This is a genomic window from Pseudomonas sp. NY11955 (genome assembly GCF_048068035.1).
Taxonomy (GTDB): Bacteria; Pseudomonadota; Gammaproteobacteria; order Pseudomonadales; family Pseudomonadaceae; genus Aquipseudomonas.
In genome coordinates this window covers 1-223 of record NZ_JBLUPS010000084.1, presented here as the reverse complement: position 1 = coordinate 223, position 223 = coordinate 1, and the positions used below count along the sequence as shown (strand labels likewise).

The following is a 223-nucleotide window of genomic DNA, read 5'->3' as shown; positions in this document are numbered from 1 at the left end:
CTCGGCTCCGGAAGAAAAAGCGCGCGGTATCACCATCAACACCGCTCACGTCGAGTACAACTCGAACATTCGTCACTACGCTCACGTTGACTGCCCAGGTCACGCTGACTATGTGAAGAACATGATCACCGGTGCTGCCCAGATGGACGGCGCGATCCTGGTTTGCTCGGCCGCCGATGGTCCGATGCCACAAACCCGTGAGCACATCCTGCTGTCCCGTCAG

1 protein-coding gene is annotated in these 223 nt (G+C 58.7%); it reads left to right on the top strand.

What is annotated here, in order from left to right:
- Positions 1–223, top strand: a 223-nt coding sequence (locus ACNFBR_RS29370) for a GTP-binding protein (protein ID WP_416737892.1), incomplete at both ends; no start/stop codon positions are given.